This is a genomic window from Altererythrobacter aquiaggeris (assembly GCF_037154015.1).
Taxonomy (GTDB): Bacteria; Pseudomonadota; Alphaproteobacteria; order Sphingomonadales; family Sphingomonadaceae; genus Aestuarierythrobacter; species Aestuarierythrobacter aquiaggeris.
On record NZ_JBANRL010000001.1, the window covers coordinates 149,529 to 167,789 of the forward strand.

The 18,261-nt window shown below is 59.6% G+C and carries 19 protein-coding genes; 9 read left to right on the forward strand and 10 right to left on the reverse strand.

The features are described 5' to 3' along the window. Positions 1-5: 5 nt before the first annotated feature. From WFP06_RS00805 to WFP06_RS00815, 3 genes are all read right to left on the reverse strand, one after another. Positions 6-140 (reverse strand): hypothetical protein, encoded by a 135-nt coding sequence (locus WFP06_RS00805; protein WP_336985362.1) that lies wholly within the window; start codon positions 138-140, stop codon positions 6-8. A gap of 101 nt (positions 141-241) precedes the next feature. Next, positions 242-667: a lasso peptide biosynthesis B2 protein gene (locus WFP06_RS00810; RefSeq protein WP_336985363.1), complete on the reverse strand. Its 426-nt coding sequence runs from the start codon at positions 665-667 to the stop codon at positions 242-244. Next, positions 667-930 carry a PqqD family protein gene (locus WFP06_RS00815; RefSeq protein WP_336985364.1) on the reverse strand — a complete coding sequence of 88 codons (264 nt, stop codon included), beginning with the start codon at positions 928-930 and terminating at the stop codon, positions 667-669. The genes WFP06_RS00810 and WFP06_RS00815 overlap by 1 nt, the downstream gene beginning before the upstream one ends. Positions 931-1,096: 166 nt before the next feature. On the opposite strand from WFP06_RS00815, the gene rpe reads away from it, so the two are divergent. From rpe to purH, 3 genes are read left to right on the forward strand one after another with little or no spacing between them, the layout of a single operon-like run. Then, positions 1,097-1,759, forward strand: coding sequence for a ribulose-phosphate 3-epimerase (rpe, locus tag WFP06_RS00820; protein WP_336985365.1), 663 nt, complete (start codon positions 1,097-1,099; stop codon positions 1,757-1,759). Continuing rightward, positions 1,759-3,636, forward strand: a complete 1,878-nt coding sequence (locus WFP06_RS00825; RefSeq protein ID WP_336985366.1) for a heparinase II/III family protein — start codon at positions 1,759-1,761, stop codon at positions 3,634-3,636. The genes rpe and WFP06_RS00825 overlap by 1 nt, the downstream gene beginning before the upstream one ends. 40 nt (positions 3,637-3,676) lie before the next feature. Next, a complete protein-coding gene (purH, locus tag WFP06_RS00830; protein ID WP_419716233.1) occupies positions 3,677-5,257 on the forward strand; it encodes a bifunctional phosphoribosylaminoimidazolecarboxamide formyltransferase/IMP cyclohydrolase in 1,581 nt (526 codons plus the stop codon). A 1-nt stretch (position 5,258) separates the two neighbouring features. Here purH and WFP06_RS00835 read toward each other — a convergent pair whose 3' ends face one another. Together WFP06_RS00835 and WFP06_RS00840 are read right to left on the reverse strand one after the other, a co-directional pair. Beyond that, positions 5,259-6,551: an META domain-containing protein gene (locus WFP06_RS00835; RefSeq protein WP_336985368.1), complete on the reverse strand. Its 1,293-nt coding sequence runs from the start codon at positions 6,549-6,551 to the stop codon at positions 5,259-5,261. Then, positions 6,548-8,116: a phytoene desaturase family protein gene (locus WFP06_RS00840; RefSeq protein WP_336985369.1), complete on the reverse strand. Its 1,569-nt coding sequence runs from the start codon at positions 8,114-8,116 to the stop codon at positions 6,548-6,550. The genes WFP06_RS00835 and WFP06_RS00840 overlap by 4 nt, the downstream gene beginning before the upstream one ends. Positions 8,117-8,240: 124 nt before the next feature. Here WFP06_RS00840 and WFP06_RS00845 point away from each other — a divergent pair, with 124 nt between their 5' ends. The 5 genes from WFP06_RS00845 (at position 8,241) to WFP06_RS00865 (ending at position 12,366) form a co-directional block, all read left to right on the forward strand. Further along, positions 8,241-8,378, forward strand: a complete 138-nt coding sequence (locus WFP06_RS00845) for a hypothetical protein (protein ID WP_336985370.1) — start codon at positions 8,241-8,243, stop codon at positions 8,376-8,378. A gap of 10 nt (positions 8,379-8,388) precedes the next feature. Continuing rightward, positions 8,389-9,069, forward strand: a complete 681-nt coding sequence (msrA, locus tag WFP06_RS00850) for a peptide-methionine (S)-S-oxide reductase MsrA (protein ID WP_336985371.1) — start codon at positions 8,389-8,391, stop codon at positions 9,067-9,069. 37 nt (positions 9,070-9,106) lie between these two features. Next, on the forward strand, positions 9,107-9,568 hold the full coding sequence (locus tag WFP06_RS00855; RefSeq protein WP_336985372.1) for a Fur family transcriptional regulator: 462 nt from the start codon (positions 9,107-9,109) through the stop codon (positions 9,566-9,568). Between the two features lie 64 nt (positions 9,569-9,632). Then, positions 9,633-11,558, forward strand: a complete 1,926-nt coding sequence (dxs, locus tag WFP06_RS00860; RefSeq protein WP_336985373.1) for a 1-deoxy-D-xylulose-5-phosphate synthase — start codon at positions 9,633-9,635, stop codon at positions 11,556-11,558. A gap of 13 nt (positions 11,559-11,571) precedes the next feature. Continuing rightward, positions 11,572-12,366, forward strand: coding sequence for an alpha/beta hydrolase (locus WFP06_RS00865; protein ID WP_336985374.1), 795 nt, complete (start codon positions 11,572-11,574; stop codon positions 12,364-12,366). 177 nt (positions 12,367-12,543) lie between these two features. On the opposite strand, the gene WFP06_RS00870 is transcribed toward WFP06_RS00865, so the two are convergent. Then, entirely contained in the window at positions 12,544-12,981 is a 438-nt protein-coding gene (locus WFP06_RS00870) for a PaaI family thioesterase (protein WP_336985375.1), read from the reverse strand. Between the two features lie 75 nt (positions 12,982-13,056). Between WFP06_RS00870 and WFP06_RS00875 the strand changes: the two genes are divergently transcribed. Further along, positions 13,057-13,395: a winged helix-turn-helix transcriptional regulator gene (locus WFP06_RS00875; protein WP_336985376.1), complete on the forward strand. Its 339-nt coding sequence runs from the start codon at positions 13,057-13,059 to the stop codon at positions 13,393-13,395. Position 13,396: 1 nt separating this feature from the next. Here WFP06_RS00875 and WFP06_RS00880 read toward each other — a convergent pair whose 3' ends face one another. Genes WFP06_RS00880 through WFP06_RS00895 form a run of 4 tightly spaced genes read right to left on the reverse strand, consistent with a single transcriptional unit; the run spans position 13,397 to position 18,231 of the window. Then, positions 13,397-13,888, reverse strand: a complete 492-nt coding sequence (locus WFP06_RS00880; RefSeq protein WP_336985377.1) for an FKBP-type peptidyl-prolyl cis-trans isomerase — start codon at positions 13,886-13,888, stop codon at positions 13,397-13,399. Between the two features lie 5 nt (positions 13,889-13,893). Beyond that, positions 13,894-15,186, reverse strand: a complete 1,293-nt coding sequence (locus WFP06_RS00885; RefSeq protein ID WP_336985378.1) for an amidohydrolase family protein — start codon at positions 15,184-15,186, stop codon at positions 13,894-13,896. After that, on the reverse strand, positions 15,183-16,559 hold the full coding sequence (locus tag WFP06_RS00890) for an amidohydrolase (RefSeq protein ID WP_336985379.1): 1,377 nt from the start codon (positions 16,557-16,559) through the stop codon (positions 15,183-15,185). The genes WFP06_RS00885 and WFP06_RS00890 overlap by 4 nt, the downstream gene beginning before the upstream one ends. 31 nt (positions 16,560-16,590) lie before the next feature. Next, positions 16,591-18,231 (reverse strand): peptide MFS transporter, encoded by a 1,641-nt coding sequence (locus WFP06_RS00895; protein ID WP_336985380.1) that lies wholly within the window; start codon positions 18,229-18,231, stop codon positions 16,591-16,593. Positions 18,232-18,261: the final 30 nt, after the last annotated feature.

Here is an 18,261-nt window from a genome sequence, read left to right on the forward strand (position 1 = left end):
CGCACTTACGACCTGTTGTTAGAGCCGCTGCCTTGCCCGACACCAGTATTCGCCCCGGCGACATCAGCCATTTTGCCAAGTTTCGCAAGCTCCGGCCTGTTCCATTCTTTCTTGCTTGAAGTCGTGTCACGGTCAGACATGATGGGATCCTGAAAGTCGGTGCAAAATCGCATGATCTGCGTAACAAAAGCGCAGCGATTTCGCAAGCGCAACAAATTGCCGGGCACATACAGGCTCGCGTCTAACCATGCGATATTATCCGGAACAGGTCGATATGGGCATCTTGCGTATCGCCAAACACCGGCTGCCGGTTTATTTCGACCCACGCGTGCAGGTCATCGACCGAACCGCGCGTTTCGCCCGGCAATATACCGAAAACCAGGGCGGACCTGCACCCTCTGCGCGATAACATGATATGCAGCGCCATCGCCCTTGGCAGGCAAAGGGATGCAGGTAGGCGCTGCCCGGCGCGGCTGGCAGCGGCAACAAGCGCCCGCACCAATCGCAGATCTGCGGGCTCTACCGGCGGAATGTTCGGGGCGTTCTGGTGCAGGCTGCCCAACCAGCCCCGCCAACGCCCGAAACTGACCCGGCGAATGACGATCCGGGAAAGCCAAACCAGAACCATCGCTTCCGCGACGCGCAGGCGGTGCCGCCATTTTTCCATCAGCAATCAATAAAGCCGTTTGCTTCCAGGTCAGCAAGGAAAGCCGCAACATCGGCTTGCACAGTGGCTTCCGGAGCATCGAACAGGGGGAGCAAATACCGCGTCAGATCTTCCGGACTGCGCACATCATTGATTGCATTCCAGATCGCGAGAGCCGTGTCCCTGAGCGAATAAAACTCGCCATTCGCCAAGCTAACGACAATCAATTCGTCATCGACACGGGTTTCGATCAGGTCGGCTTGTCTCTTGCTAATCTTGGTCATGGTCGTGATTTCAGTTCCGGTTTCAGTGAATATAGCGGGTCTGACTGCAAAAAGGTCATTATTGTAGGCAAACTGGTCTGGCCAGTGTGGAAAAGGCTGCGCGGTAACTTGTGAGCGCATTAGGGGGGTTGTAGTCGCGGTGCTTCCAAGAAACTCTGGCGCCACCATGACCGCTCCGCTGATATCTCCTTCGATCCTGTCTGCCGATTTCGCCCGGCTGGGCGAAGAAGTGCGTGCCATGGATCAGGCCGGCGCGGACTGGATCCATGTGGATGTGATGGACGGACATTACGTGCCCAACATTACAATCGGCCCCGCGGTCGTGAAGGCGCTGCGCCCGCATACGGCAAAGATATTTGATGTCCATTTGATGATCTCGCCGGTTGATGCCTTTCTCGAAGATTTTGCCGCGGCGGGTGCCGACATCATCACCATTCATCCCGAGGCCGGGGCGCACAGCCACCGGACGGTTCAGGCAATCAAGGGACTGGGCAAGAAAGCGGGCATTTCGCTCAATCCCGGAACTGCGGTGGGCGAGCTCGACTATCTGATCGACGACATTGACCTGGTGCTGATCATGAGCGTCAATCCCGGTTTTGGCGGCCAGAGCTTTATTTCCAGCCAGTTGCGCAAGATTGAGGCAGTCCGCCGGATGATTGACCGGACCGGCCGCGCAATCCATCTCGAAGTTGATGGCGGTGTAAATCCCGAAACCGCGCGCCGATGCGTGGACGCAGGGGCTGATGTGCTGGTGGCCGGATCGGCAACTTTCAAGGGCGGGCCCACGCAATATGCTGCCAATATCGCCGCCCTGAAGGGCAACGGGTGATGACCGATGCTGCGACCTCCGAACGGCTGGTCGCTGCAGACCGGAATGATAATGACGACGAGCCTATGGCAGTTCCGTTGAACGACAAGGCGGGCGAACCGCTGGCTTCTCACGCCGCCGACAACTCGGCTGAACTGTTCGAGCCGGGGCGCGCGCTGGCGTTGGCGGATTTCCAGCCACCCAAAACAGGCGCGGGTGAAAAGCTGATCCGCCTCGCATACCGGTTGGGTGTACCCGGTTCCACTTTGACTGCACCATTCCGAAAACCGGGCAAATCGCGCCTTCTTGCCACGGTCGAGAGCCCGCTGACGGGTGACCGCAGCGCGGGGGTCGCGCTGCGCGCCGGCCATTTTCTGGTGCACGGGGTAAAAGCTCCGATCACGCAAATGGATTTTGCGCCCAAGGCGCTGCTGACACCCCCTTTCGAGCGTACCGTTCACGGCTTTTCATGGCTGCGCGATCTGGCGAGCTGCGGCCCCCGCGAACAATGTGCACCCACGGCCGAACGCGTCCTGACCGCTTGGCTGGATGCCAATCCCAAAACCGGCAAGGGGGCTGCATGGTCGGTTGAAAATGCTGCCCACCGGTTGCTGAACTGGCTGGTTCACGCCCCCCTTCTGATCGGCGGACAAGACAAAAAACTACGCAACCGCACGTTAATCGCTGCCACCGAAACGGCGCGCTGGCTTGACCGGAACGTGGGTAAGGCGGACGACCGGCTGTCCGAAGTTGCCGGGTGGACAGCCATTACCGCCGCCGGACTGCTGCTTCCTGACGGCAAGCCAAGGCGGCTGTTTGGCGAAGCCGGCCTGATGAAGGCGCTGGGCGAACTGGTTGGCGAGGATGGGGGCGTCCTGTCGCGATCGCCGCTCGACCAGATGGATGCAATTGCGCTGCTGGTAGAATTGTCAGCCTGTTACCGCGCCACGCGCCGAGATCCGCCCGATGCCATCGAAGCGATGCTGGGATTACTGGTCCCGCCGCTGCTTGCGGTGGTTCATTCCGATGGGGCCATCGGCAGTTGGCAAGGCGCAAATGCGGTTCCTGCAGACCGGATTTCCGCGCTCGTCGAAGCAAGCAATGTCCGGGTCAGGCCACTGCGGGATGTGCGCCAATGGGGCTATCAGCGGGTCAAGGCCGGCAAGAGCGTACTTCAGTTTGACGCCGCGCCCCCGCCTCTGGCGCGGCACACGCGGACAGGCTGCGCCTCGACGCTGGCGCTTGAATTTTCACATGCAGGCCAGCGCATTTTCGTCAATTGCGGCGGCGCGGGTGTGGCTGGAGGCCAGACTCCCGTGCGGATAGAGCGCGGCCTGCGCGCCACGGCGGCCCATTCCACCCTGGTGCTGGATGACGCGAATTCGACCGCTGTGCTTATTCGCGGCAAGCTGGGTAGCGGGGTTGGCGAAGTTGAAGTTGACCGGCGGACAATGCAATTGCCGACCGCCAAGGGGCAAAGCGGAACAGCTACGCGGATAGAAGCCAGCCATGATGGTTACGCTGCGCGCTTTGCATTGACCCATCGGCGCATTCTGACGCTTCGAGATGAAGGTACGGAACTTCGCGGCGAAGATATGCTGGTCCCGTCGGGCCGCAAGGCAAAACGCGGCAAGGTCGGTTATGCCATCCGGTTTCATATCGGACCCGGCGTCGAACTTGGTCTGTCGGACGACAAGCGCGGCGCTGGGCTTGCCTTGCCCGACGGATCATATTGGCAAATGCGGATGGGCGGCGATGAGCCGGGCAAGCTGGAAATTGAAGAAAGCCTGTGGATCGATGCAGACGGCAGGCCGCAGCCGATCCAGCAATTGGTGCTTCAGGGCATGGTCTCTCGCGGCGGGGCAAATTTTACCTGGTTGCTGAAGAAAATGGGCTGACCGCCCAGCATTAGACGAACAGGAAACAAGTGTGAGCGATATGACCATCAAACGGGCGCTGCTATCAGTGTCCGACAAGGCCGGTTTGGTAGAACTTGGTCGCGCGCTGGCGGCGCATGGTGTCGAACTGGTATCGACCGGCGGGACGGCAAAGGCGCTGCGCGATGCGGGGATGGCGGTGCGTGATGTTTCCAACCTGACACACTTTCCCGAAATGATGGACGGGCGGGTCAAGACACTCCACCCCGCGGTCCACGGCGGTTTGCTGGCAGTGCGCGATAATCCTGAACACGTCGCCGCAATGGAAGCGCACGCGATCGGCGCGATCGATCTGGTCGTCGTCAACCTGTATCCTTTCGAAGCCACGGTTGCGAAGGGCGCCGACCGCGAAACCATTATCGAAAACATCGATATCGGAGGACCATCGATGGTCCGCTCTGCGGCGAAAAACCATGCCTTTGTCACCATCGTAACCGACCCGTCCGACTATGCCGTGCTGACGGCGGAACTGGATGCGAAGTCGGGGGCGACTTCGGCCAAATTGCGCAAGGCCATGGCGGCCAAGGCATTTGCGGCAACTGCGGCTTACGATGCGATGATCAGCCAATGGTTCGCCTTTGCCGATCAGGGGCAGACGTTCCCCGATATGCTGGCGCTGAACGGGAAAAGGCCTGCAGAACTGCGCTATGGTGAAAACCCGCATCAAAAGGCTGCGCTCTATACGCCGGTCGGCCCTCATATCCAGGGTATCGCGCAGGGCGAACAGTTGCAGGGCAAGGCGCTCAGTTACAACAATTACAACGATGCCGATGCGGCGTTCGAACTATGCGCGGAATTTGCCGGCGGCGATCCGGCGGTAGTCATCGTAAAGCACGCCAACCCCTGCGGCGTGGCGCAGGCGCCGACATTATTGCAGGCTTGGGAGGATGCATTAGCCTGCGACAGTGTTTCGGCCTTTGGCGGGATTGTCGCGGTCAATGTTCCGCTCGATGGCCCGACTGCCGAAGCGATCTGCCAGATTTTCACTGAAGTCGTTATCGCGCCAGCGGTTGACGATGCCGCACGCGCAGCCTTTGCCAAGAAGAAAAACCTGCGCCTGCTGATAACGGGGCCCTTTCCCGATGCGCGGCGCGGCGGCTTGCAGGTAAAGCCGATTACCGGCGGCTTGCTGGTGCAAAGCCGGGATAATGGCGCGGTCAGTCAAGCTGACCTGAAAGTGGTAACCAGGCGCGAACCAACCCGGCAGGAACTGAAGGATTGCCTGTTTGCATGGACTGTCGCGCGGCATGTCAAATCAAATGCGATTGTTTATGCCAAAGACGGCGCCACGGCGGGCATAGGCGCAGGCCAGATGAACCGCCGCGACAGTGCGCGGATTGCCGCAATCAAGGCTGCCGAGGCGGCAGAAACCCATGGCTGGGACCAACCGCGCACTGTCGGCAGTGCGGTCGCATCGGATGCATTTTTCCCGTTCGCCGATGGATTGCTGTCGGCTGCCGAAGCAGGCGCCACTGCCGTTATCCAGCCCGGCGGTTCAATCCGCGATGATGAAGTGATCGCGGCCGCAGACGAGAACGGCCTGGCAATGGTGTTCACCGGGATGCGGCACTTCAGACATTAACTTACTGGTTTGGCGCAGGCCGAACGGGAGGCGCTGGCGGTGGGGGAGGCTCGGGCGGCGGAGATGCCGGTACGTTTCCGGAATGTCTCCACGTGCTTCGTTTTCGGTCCATCACGCTTTTGCGGCACAGGCTCAGCCTGCCGCGACTTGTGCGCAGAAACAGGCGGCCCTCATTGTCAAAGCCGAAGCCGTCGGGTCTCAGAACGGCGAGCGGCGACACATCGCCTCCAATGTCAACGGTATTTGCGCCGTCATAGGGCCCGGCGGGCGGCGCGGCGCAAGCGGGTCCGGATGCCGTTTCGATGGCCAGTTTGGGACCGTCGGCTTTGTAAACGGCTTTGCACCCGGCATTGTCGATCATTTCTTCGCCCGAGATGCTCAATCTTACCTCGCCCGAATGCGCCGCACCCAGCGTCGTATTGCCGCAATGCTCGTATTCGCCGGCAAGTTGGCGGTCCGCAGCAAGTGGGCGGCGCAGAATAATTTCCTGAGGCCCGATCAGGCGCAGCGTACCGTCAGGCATGAAATCATGACCGACAACGCCTGAAATCGCAGCAAACAGTCGGTCATCCTGTTGCTGCATCACGGCGCTGCAGCCCTGTTGTGTCGCCGCGCCTCCTGGCCCGATCCTAACGCCGCGCGGCGTCAGGATATAACCGGTCCATAATGCGTTGCAATCTGCCGCTGCGCTGACCCCGCGGCGATCAAAATCGACATAAGCATCAGTGCCGAGCTGCGCGCTGCCGATGCTCAAAACACGCCATCGGCCTGCGATTTCCGGAGCGGGCGGTGCGGGCGCTTTCAGCACCGCAACGACGCCATCGCCAGTAGTCAGTTCCAGCGTGCCAGCATCGATTTTGCGCCAGCCTGCCAATTTGTCGATGAAGGCGTTGACCAGCCGCTCACGCTGCATCGCGGCGGCGTCCGGGCATTTGCCGACTTGGGGCTTTTCGCGCCTGCTGACCGAAATGGTCTGGCCGGCCAATGCGTAAAAAGCGGGCTGGCTGCCGCCGCAGCCGCCGCTGTGATTGATGAACCCGCCTTCCATAAAATGGATAAAGCCTTCGTTGCTTGGCCGGTCTGCAACATCGGCAGGCGGAAAACGTGTTCCTCCGATCCGCTCGAACACCCAGACGCCTTCCAGCGGATATATCTGCGCGAGATAGGTTCCGTCATCCACCGGGCCTGATGCCGCCGGACTGTAGTCGGCAGGCGCATCATCGCCATTACCGGTTTGCGCAGCGGTGCAACCTGCTAGGGCTAGGAGGCATAATCCCAATGCTACACACTTCATCGCAGCCATCTCCTTCGGGACTTCAACACCGCAGCCGCGCAATTGTGCCCCGGAGCACCGGTCACGCCGCCGCCGGGATGGCTGCCTGCACCGCATAGCCACAATCCGTCCAACGGGGTCCGGTAACTGCCCGCTCCCATCACGGGCCGGGCACCCCATAACTGGTCGAGGCTCATCCGGCCGTGGAATATATCTCCGCGATAAAGGCCGAACTTTGCTTCCAGCGCGCGCGGTGTGTGCACTTGCTTGTGAAGCACCAATTGGCGGAAACCGGGGGCATGGTGCTCAATCGTATCGAATACTGCCTCAACTGCTTCCTCTTCGCGCTCCTCGGGGAGATCGGGATCGACGTGCTGGCAGAACAGGCTGGCTACGTGCTGACCCTGCGGCGCGAGGCTATGATCGACGAGGCTGGAGATCAGAATCTCGACAATGGGATTTTTACTGAAACCATCCGCTTTGGCCTGATGAAAAGCGCGGTCCATATAATCCAGATCGGGCGCGATAATGATACCGGCCTTGAGATAGTCTTGCGTTGCAGGCTGATCACGAAATTGCGGCAAGCCCGACAAGGCAATGTTCAACCGCAGCGATCCGGAGCCTGCCCGAAATCCGTCCATCGCGCGGCTGAAATCTTCGGGCATTGCGCTGCGCGGCACCAATCGGCCGAACAAGGGTTTTGGCCCCATGTTCGAAATGACATGGTTGGCCCGAATTTCCTCCCCGCTGGCCAGCTTTAGTCCGGTGGCCCTGCCGCCGGTAACCAGCACCTTGTCGACCGGAGCATCAACCATGATTTGCGCGCCCGCTTCGCGCGCTGCCTCTGCCATCAATTCGGTGATCCGGCCCATTCCGCCCACCACATGACCCCATGCGCCGCGCTTGCCGTTCACTTCCCCAAATACATGGTGAAGCAGGACATACGCGCTGCCCGGCTCGTCGGGCGATGCATAATGGCCAACGGTCGCATCGAAGCCGAATGCGGCCTTGACTGCATCGCTTTCAAACCAGTCGTCGAGGATATCGCGTGCGGACCGGGTGAACAGCGCAAGCACCTCGCGCTTGGCGGAAAGCGGTAATTTTGCCATCCCGCGCAACTGCAGCGCAGCATCGACCATCGCCGGCAGGCCGCCGTCGGGTGCCGGCGGAATGCGAAGCGCCAGATCGCGCAGCACATCGGCAACGCGTTCCAGCATTGCATACCATTGGGGCAACACTGCCGCGTCTTTTGGCGAAAAGCGCGCAAATTCGGCCTGTGTCGCGGCCGCTCCGCCGCCGACCAGCAGATGGCCGCCCTCCAGCGGCAGGAAGTTTGAAAACGGGCGTTCGATTACGCGGTAACCGCGCTCGACCAATTGCATATCGCTGATAATTTTCGGCTGCAGCAGACTGACGGTATAGCTGGCGGTGGAATTGCGGAACCCGGGGGCAAATTCTTCGGTGACTGCGGCGCCGCCGACCACATGGCGTGCCTCGAAAACTTTCACCTTCATACCGGCCTTGGCCAGATAGAAAGCACAAACCAGCCCGTTGTGTCCGCCCCCGATAATGACTGCATCAAGCATTCCGTGGTCCTGTCTGAAGCATTGTGCCGGATTTCCCGGATGAATATTTGCTGACGGCGCATTCACCCAATTGCAAGTGGTGGCGCGCTAATGCCAGGATTGAAAATCTAGAAAGAGACAGTTCATGGGCCTTTTCGCATCAGATCTTTATCGCAATTTCGCCATCGGATTCACCGCGGGCGCTATTGCCGTTGCAGCCCAGATGGGGCCGAATATGATACCCGAGGCTGCAATCCGGGCCATCGCATCGATTTTGGGCTAAGGCGCACATCATGAAGAATGCCATGGTTCCCGTGTTTGCCGCAGCGCTCGCTTTATCAGCCTGCCAGCAAAACGACGCGGTTGCCGCAGAAAATGTGGTGCGCGCACCCGTTGCCGAGCGGACGGCTAAAGAAGCCGGCGGACTTAAAACTGCCGTTTTTGCAGGGGGCTGTTTCTGGGGTGTGGAAGCGGTCTTCAGCCACACGAAGGGCGTAACCAGCGCTGTTTCGGGTTATCATGGCGGGAGCGCTGCAACCGCGACTTATGCACGCACCAATACCGGTGTTACCGGTCATGCGGAGGCTGTGCGGGTCACTTATGATCCCGCGGTCATCCGCTACGACCAATTGCTGCAGATATTCTTTTCGGTTGTGGCCGATCCGACATCGAAGAACCGGCAGGGCCCTGATGTGGGCTCGCAATACCGTGCGGCTCTGGTTCCGCTGAATGCGGAACAGCGTTTGGTCGCTGGTGCCTATCTCAAGCAGATGCAGGCTTCCGGAAAATGGCAGCGCCCGGTCGTGACGGAGATCGAAACATACCGGAAATTCTATCCCGCAGAAACTTATCATCAGGATTTCGCGGTTAAAAACCCGGACCATCGCTATATCCAGCGCTGGGACAAGCCCAAGGTCGCCGCGCTCAAACGTCTGTATCCTTCCGCCTATCGCGCGGGTTTCCAGCGCAACTGATTGAAGTTTGCCCCATGGCTGCCCTATATGGTCAGTGATGAGCGGCCATTCCCATCATGAACATTCGGGCCGCGGCCTTGTGGATGCCGCGCGCAAATCTCTGACCGACGGCGGCGAACAGTGGACTGCCTTGCGGGCCGATGTGTTCGGTGCGCTGATTGACCGTGAAACACCGGCGTCGGCGTATGATATCGCTGAAAGCCTGTCGGACAAACGCGGCAAGCGCGTGGCTGCCAACAGCATTTACCGGATCCTCGATCTGTTCGTCAGGACAAATCTGGCGAACCGTATCGAGAGTGCGAACGCATATCTGGCGAACAGTCATCCTGGTTGCCGGCATGATTGCATTTTTCTGATTTGCGATATCTGCAATGCTGTCACACATATCGATGATGACGTGATTACATCCGCGCTCAAGATTAGCGGCGAAGGTGCCGGCTTTTCCGATGTGCGCCCGGTGGTGGAGCTGCGCGGACGGTGCGACAATTGTTCGGCGTAAAGTGCCATGATGCAGACCATCGTGTTCATCGACAGGCGATAATTACCATTGTAAGCACCTATCCATGAGTGAACGCCCCGATACGCCGCTGCTCGACACTGTCGATGTGCCAGCCGACCTTCGCAAGCTACGGCCCGAGCAATTGCGCCAATTCGCCGATGAACTGCGCTCCGAGATGATCAGTGCTGTCGGCTCTACGGGCGGGCATCTGGGTTCGGGCCTGGGTGTGGTCGAATTGACCACGGCCATCCATTATGTCTTCAACACACCCGACGACCGGTTGATCTGGGATGTCGGCCATCAGGCGTATCCGCACAAGATCATCACCGGACGCCGCGACCGTATTCGCACGCTGCGTCAGGGCGGCGGCCTGTCGGGTTTTACCAAACGCAGCGAAAGCGAATACGACCCCTTCGGTGCGGCACATTCCAGCACTTCGATTTCCGCAGCACTCGGTTTTGCTGTTGCGAACAAGCTGAACGACAAGCCCGGCCGCGGCATTGCGGTAATCGGTGACGGCGCGATGAGTGCCGGGATGGCCTATGAAGCGATGAACAATGCCGAACAGGCTGGTAACCGGCTGATCGTCATTCTCAACGATAATGATATGTCGATTGCCCCGCCGGTAGGCGGCCTCAGCGCATATCTCGCGCGGATGGTTTCGAGCAGCGAATATATGGGGCTTCGCAGTCTGGCGAGCCGGATCACGAGGAAATTTTCGCGGCGTGTACATAACAGTCTGGAAAAGGCTGAAGAATATACCCGCGGCATGGTGACCGGCGGGACGTTGTTCGAAGAGTTGGGTTTTTATTATGTCGGCCCCATTGATGGGCACAATCTGGACCATTTGATTCCCGTTCTGGAAAATGTCCGCGACACTGATCAGGGGCCGATACTTGTCCACGTGGTGACTACCAAGGGCAAGGGCTATGCGCCCGCCGAAAGCAGCGCCGACAAATATCACGGCGTCGCAAAGTTCGATGTCGTATCGGGCAAGCAGGACAAGGGTCCGGGCGGCGGACCACCCAGTTACCAGAATGTGTTTGGCGAAACTCTGGCCAAGCTTGCTGAAACCGACGACAGGATCTGCGCGATTACCGCTGCCATGCCTAGTGGAACGGGCGTCGATAAATTTGCCCAGGCACACCCCGAACGCGCGTTTGACGTGGGGATTGCCGAACAGCACGGTGTGACCTTTGCGGCGGGACTGGCGGCCCAGGGGATGCGCCCGTTCTGCGCGATTTATTCGACTTTTTTACAGCGCGCCTTCGATCAGGTCGTGCACGATGTGGCGATCCAGAACCTGCCTGTGCGGTTCGCGATCGACCGTGCGGGTCTGGTCGGCGCTGACGGCGCTACGCACGCGGGCAGCTTCGATGTGACCTATCTCTCCACTCTGCCTAACATGGTGGTGATGGCGGCTGCCGATGAAGCGGAACTGGTCCATATGACCTATACAGCCGCATTGTATGACAGCGGGCCGATTGCATTCCGCTATCCCCGCGGCGCGGGCACCGGTGTGGAAATGCCCGCCGTGCCGCAGCAACTCGAAATAGGTAAGGGCCGGATAGTCCGCGAAGGTAGCAAGATTGCGCTGCTCTCGCTTGGTACGCGGCTGGCCGAAGCGCAGAAGGCGGCAGACGAGCTTGAGGCAAAGGGTTTATCGACAACCGTAGCCGATCTGCGGTTTGCCAAGCCACTCGATAGTGAACTGATCGAAAGACTGATGCGCACGCATGAAGTCATCATCACGGTGGAGGAGGCCGCGATCGGCGGTCTTGGCGCGCATGTCCTGACTCTGGCCAGCGACAGGGGGCTGACCGATGCCGGCCTCAAAATCCGCACATTGCGCCTGCCTGACAGTTTTCAGGATCACGATTCGCCTGCCCGTCAATATGACGAGGCTGGCCTCAACGCGCCGCAGATCGTGGATACCGTCCTGACCGCGCTGCGCCATAACAGCACGGGCGTGGAAGAGGCGCGGGCTTGAGCGCAGGCGAATAGTGGCATTTTTGCTGAAGGCTGTTTTGGGCCTTTCGGCGGTTTATCTGGTTCTGGTTGCTGCCCTGTTTTTTGCCCAGCGAAGCCTGATCTTTCCGGCGCCACCTGGTGGTGCAGGAGCCATTCCGGCGGGTTATGACAGGATCAGCTACATCACATCAGACGGCCTGCTGCTGAAAGCAGGATACAAACCCGCATCGCAGGGCTGCCCGACGATTCTGTATTTTCACGGCAATGGCGCGGACTGGCAATCCAGCACTATTGCCAGCAGACAGCTTGCGGCGAGCGGTTACGGGGTTCTGGCCGCTGAATACCGCGGCTATCGCGGCAATCCGGGCACCCCGTCTGAGGCAGGCATTTATCGCGATGCCAGGGCTGCCGCGACATGGCTTTTCGCCAATGGTGTGCCAGCTGAACACATTGTGCTGATCGGTAATTCGATTGGTTCGGGCGCTGCGACCCAACTCGCAACCGAGTTGGCACCGAAAGCGTTGATCCTCATTTCGCCCTTTTCCAGCCTTGAGGCGGCGGTCGGTGAAAAGGTCCGCTGGGCACCGGCAGGTTGGCTATTGAAAGACGAATTCGACAACCTTGCGAAGTTACCCGAAGTGAAGGCGCCCGTGCTTATTCTGCACGGCGACGCTGATGATCTGATCGGCGACTGGCATTCGCGCGCGCTGGCCAATGCGCGTCCATCTGCCAAACTGGTCATCGTACCGGGCGCAGGACATGATCTTGCATGGTCCGGGGTAGCCGGCGCGGAATTATCCCGGTTTCTCAGCACAATGCACCGTTAGCCGGCCAAGCGCCAAAGTGCGGCGTGGGGTGCCGCCCGGCCAGATTTACAGCCACCCACCTTCAGACGACGGCGCCGGTGCGACGGCTCAAAATGGCGCGACTTTGGACTGTCACCCGGCTGCAGCCAACGGGAGGTTTGCAAAGCGCACACATTGTGCAGGCCGCAGGCGATGTATTCAGCGCCCTGTCGGGATGATTGTGGCCTGTGCGATTGCGACCAGAACCGGGACTTCGTCTGCGCGTTCCGACCACACGTCTGCACGTACGACGGCCTGACGCTTGCCTTCCTTCAACACCCATCCTTTGGACCGCAAGTGCGTGCCGCGCGCAGGCGCCAGGAAGTTGATAGTATAGTTCCCCGTCACAACATCACCGAGCGCGCTTGCCCCCGCCCAGGCACAGGCATTATCAGCCATCAGCCCGATTATCGCGCCATGCGCAAAGCCGTGATGCTGCGTCAATTCATCGCGCATCGCGAGCAGAAGTTCGGATTCGCCCTGCCACACCCTGATCGGTTCGACGCCCAGCCAATTGGAAAAGCCCGACCCCTTGACCGCAACTTCTTTCATATATGCCAATGACGATTCTTCACTTACGAAACGGGAGTCAGGCATACGAATCTCCATAGGTCTGAAATACAGACTATATGCCTCTTGCACCACACGCGGATAAGTCTGTAAAGCAGATGCATGAAGAAATACATCGCTTCTCGTGCCCCCTGTCCGGTGGGGCGGGCATCCCGTTTGTTGGGTGACCGATGGGTGATCCTGATTCTTCGGGAGGCATTTTTGGGTGCCCACCGATTCGAACAGTTTATGGGCAGGTTGCCGATCAGCCGGGCGGCACTGTCATCCCGGCTGGCGATGCTGGTCGAAGCCGGCGTGTTGGAACGTGATCCACCGACAGGGAGCCGCGCCCGCTACAATCTTACGCCGGCGGGCGACGAATTGCGCCCGATGTTCACCGAAATGTGGCGCTGGGGCAAAAAGCATTTATTTCGGCCAGGCGAGTTTACGCCCGGATACTAGCTCAGCGGCCTGTGATACCCAGAAGCTGTACTTTGAACATCAGGGTCGCGCCGCCGGGAATCGAACCACGGCCGGCCGGGCCATAACCCAGGCTGGCAGGGGAGACGATTTCGATCGTGTCCCCGACGCCCATTTGCGGGATTGCAAGCTGCCAAGCCCTGACCACTCTGGCAAGCGGGAATGTCGCTGGCCTGCCCCCGCCAAACGAACTGTCGAAAGTGGTCCCGTCCACGAATGTCCCGGCAAAATGGACCGTGACGGTATCGGTTGGCAGCGGCTTTTCACCCGTGCCGTTTCCGTCGATCCGCCGCCAGTATAGTCCGTCAAGATAACTCCAGCCCGGATCCGCCGCGAGCCTGGTAAGCGCCCATTGCTGGCTGCTTTGCCATGCATCGTCCTGCGACTGAGCACCCGGGGTCAGCGAAAAGCCGTCCTGCGCGCCCACCGGCGTCGTCGCTGTCAGCGCAGCAGCGATGAAAAGCAATTTACGCACCGGTTTCACCAGTCATAGGCTTTGGGTAAGTCAGTTTCATCCAGATCGCGGTAGCGTTCGCGCAGCCGGGACTGGTGGCTGTCCATCGGCTGTTCGACACCATCGATGAAGACCTTCACAGGAGCCGATGATACTTCGAGCGGATCACCGTCCCAGATAACCACATCACCCGCTGCGCCGGGGCTTAGAACACCGGCCATCCCGCCGATCCCGGAGATTCTGGCCGGCACCGAACTGATCGCCGCAAAGGCTTCACCCCAAGTCAGACCGGTTGCGCCCGGGACGTTGTTCAATGCCACCAGGTTTCCCGCATATTGGGTAACATAGGCGGGTATTTCCTCGCCGAAAATCCGTCCGATAGACACTTCCACACCGGCATCGACCATCCGGCCGATGTTGCTTTGTGTCGCACCCAATTGTTCGAAACTCTGCGGCAAATCGTCCAGAGCATCGGCGATTACCGGTACGCCTGCCCGGGCGATATCGTCCGCGACCAGCCATCCCTCGCTCGCTCCGACCAGCACCAGATCGAGCATGGGAAACTCATCGCCAAGCGCCAGCACTGTGCGAATATCCGAAGCGCGCTCAACCTCGACATAAAGCCGTTGTTTGCCGGATACGACTGCGCCCAGCGCCTCGGCATCAGCGCGGGTAAGCAGCGCTTCTTCGCCTCCCCACGTCCCCGCCGCGAAAGCGCGTGCTTCGCGCATGGCATTGCGCAGATAAACATGCGCCGCGACTCGGCTGCCGCCAGCCAGTTGCGCGCCGCCTTCGCCCAGTTCGACATATTGGAAAGCGCGGGCTTTCATCACCGCATCAGCATCCGCACCCGTATCGACCACCGCGCCCTGGCCCGCAAAGATCGAACCGCGCGCATTGTTTACCACGCTGGCGCGGGTCACCCCGCCTGCCCGCGCAAGTTTCATTTGCTGGGCGGCGGGATTGATTGCAGGGGAAATGTCGAGTGCTGCACTAAACGGCCCGCTGCCGCCTGAAATATCGTTGCTTTCCGACACTGCACCAACGTCGTAAATGCCGATATCGGTGAGCGCGACGACCAGACCTGGCGTTACCCAGGAACCGGCTGCGTCCAACACAGCCATACCGGCAGGCACAGCGACCCCGGCACCGGCCGCGACGATCTTGCCGCCGCGCACAACCACTGTTCCGCGCTCAACCGGTTCGCTGCCATCGCCGATCGCAACGGTCGCACCGGTAATTGCAAAATCCTGAGCAGATGCAGCAGCCGGCAAGGCAAGCGCCGCCAGAGCACCGATCATTATGCTGCGCGCGCTCATTTCACGTCTCCTTCGCCGGGTTGACCCAGTTCGAAATCGCTCACCGGCCGGCGTTTTCTGTCGATTGAATCAAACAACATCGCACCATCCACCCAAACTTTTTCAGGGCGCGAATACACGCTGAGCGGGTCGCCGTTCCACAAAACGATATCGGCCATTTTGCCCGTTTCCAGACTGCCTGTTTGATCGTCGATACCCATGGCTTTGGCGGGGTTGAGCGTAATCCAGCGGATAATCTCCGCGTCCGGGATTTCGATGCCCATGCGTTTGCCCGATGCCTGCGCCTTGGCAGCTTCCTGATTGAGCCGCTGGATTCCGTTTGCGCTGTCCGAATGGACAATTACGCAGGCACCCGCCTGATGGATCAGAGCGGCATTTTCGGGGATACCGTCGTAAGCTTCCATCTTGAAGCCCCACCAGTCCGCCCAGATCGCGCTGCAGACATCCGCATCACGCAGAAGGTCGCCGATCTTGTAGCTTTCCACAGCATGGTGAAAGGCGGTTACCTTGTACCCGGCTTCCTTCGCCATATCGAGCACCTGCGCCATTTCGTCAGCGCGGTAGCAATGGTTGTGGACCAGAATGTCGCCGTCCAGCACACCGGCCAGCGTTTCCTTGGCCAGACTGCGTTTCTCGCGGTCGCCGCCGGCATATTCCTTTGCATCCGCCCATGTCTGGCGGTTTACGGCAAAATTGCCCATACGGGTTGAAGGACCGCGGCTTGAATAGACGCGTTTGGGATTTTCGCCGCAAGCCATTTTGAAGCCGTAAGGTGCGCCCGGGAATTTCATTCCCTGCACTGTGCGACTGGGAACATTTTTAAGTGTTACCGACCGGCCGCCCATCAGATTGGCCGAGCCGGGCAAAATCTGCAGGCTGGTGACACCGCCATTTGCGAGTGCGCGGCTGAAACCGGGATCCTGCGGCCAGACAGAATGTTCGGCCCAGACTTCGGGCGTGGTCGGGCTGGTCGCTTCATTACCATCGGAATGGGCAGCAACCGAAGGTGTGGGATAATCGCCCAGGTGGCTGTGTATATCGATCACGCCGGGCGTCACGAATTTGCCTGTCCCGTCGATCCGCGCGTAACCATCCGGTATTGCCAAGCCGGCATCGCCCACCGCCGCAATCTTGCCGTCGGCAAACAGCACTGTGCCATTTTCAATCCGGTTTCCAGCCCCATCGAACACAGTGGCGCCGACCAGCGCGGTCGGCAATCCGGGATAAGCCTTGTAGGTTGACGGGAAAGGGGTGCCCAGCGCCGCCTTGCTCGCCGAGCTATCTGACGCGCTGGCAGCTTTACCACTGTCAGTCGTGGAACAGGCGGCGAGCGCTACCGCGCTCCCTAAAATGACGAGAGCACGATAGCGCATCGGGTGTTTTCCCATTGAGTAGTGTATTGTTCTAGTTACGGGTTGCGGGGTGAATTCCGGCTGCTTGCGGCTCGCCGATTTCGCCCTGACCCAGCAGATCGTCAGACACGTCGTCATCCGCCAGCGTATCGAGATGCATCAGCTTCTTGATCAACGGGCTGATTACCATGGCCGCTACGCCGACACCCACAGCGGTCCAGCCGACTGTTGAATAGACGCCCAGCACAACTTCCTTGCCGGATGTTTCGCCCACACCTTCTGCACCTGTTGCAGATGCAATCAGGCCGGCTGCGAAATTCCCGCTGGCAGAAGCGAAGAACCAGGTGCCCATGATAAGCGACGCCATATGCGACGGTGCAAGACGGTTCATCGCTGACAAACCGACCGGCGACAAGCAAAGCTCGCCAGTGGTGTGGAAGAGATACAACAGAAAGATAAACAGCACCGGTGTCGGTACGTTCACGCCAACCGATTCGGCACCCCAGACAAGCACCAGGAACCCGAGGCCGACCTGAATGATCGCCAGCCCGAATTTCATCGGTGCAGATGGCTCCAGTCCCGCGCGCCCAAGCATCGTCCAGAGCCCGGCAAACAACGGCGCGAGCAGGACGATGTAAATCGCGTTGATCGACTGGAACATCGAAGCCTCGACACCTGCCCGGTCAACGTGACGGTCGGTGAACAGGTTGAGCGACGAGCCAGCCTGTTCGAACAATGCCCAGAAGATGATCGAAGTCAGGATCAGGAACATCGCGGCAAAGATGCGGTCGCGTTCGTCGGGTTCGAGTTTCGTGACAGCGGTGAACAGCACATAGAGTACCAGAGCGCCGCCGAAGATGCCCAGAACATAGCCGACAAGATCCTGGTATTGCACAGCTGTCCAGCAAATCGCGACCATCAGAAGTCCGATGCCGTAGATGCCCCATTCGCGCGGAATGCCGGCGACCTTCTCCCTGAGCAGGGCAGGGTTTTTCGGTTCGCCATTGCCCAGCAAAAGCGGGCGGCCAAAATGGAAGAAGATCAGACCGATCAACATACCGAACCCGGCAAGGCCGAAGCCGTACTGCCAGCCGTAAGTCTGGCCGAGATAACCGCAAATGATCGAGGCTGTCGCAGCGCCGACATTTATCCCCATGTAGAAGATCGTGTAGGCCGGATCGCGGCGCGGATCGGTACGGGTGTAGAGCTGTCCCACGATCACCGAAATGTTGGCTTTCAAAAATCCGGAGCCCACGATGATGAGCGCCAGTGCGAGCCAGAAAACATTGATGACTGGATCAGCCTGCCCGCCGGAACCCTCGAATGCCATGAAGAAGTGCCCGAATGTCAGCAGGATGGCGCCAAACAATACCGCCTTGCGCTGTCCCAGATAGCGGTCGGCCAGATAGCCGCCGACAACCGGAGTGATATAAACTAGCGCGGTATATGCCCCGTAAACGACACTCGCCTCGCTGTCCGAGAACATCCAGTGCTGGACAAGGTAGAAAATGAGCAGCGCACGCATGCCGTAATAGGAAAAGCGTTCCCACATTTCGGCAAGAAACAGGACAAACAGTCCCTTGGGGTGACCTGCAAATTCAGGTTGCGGCCTGGTCACGATCGCAAGACCGCCCAGAAGGAATGCGGCCAGTACGATCACTGCCCCATAAAAAAGTACAAGTTCGAAAGTCATCGGGCTGCGCCCTCCCTCAAAATTCTGGCC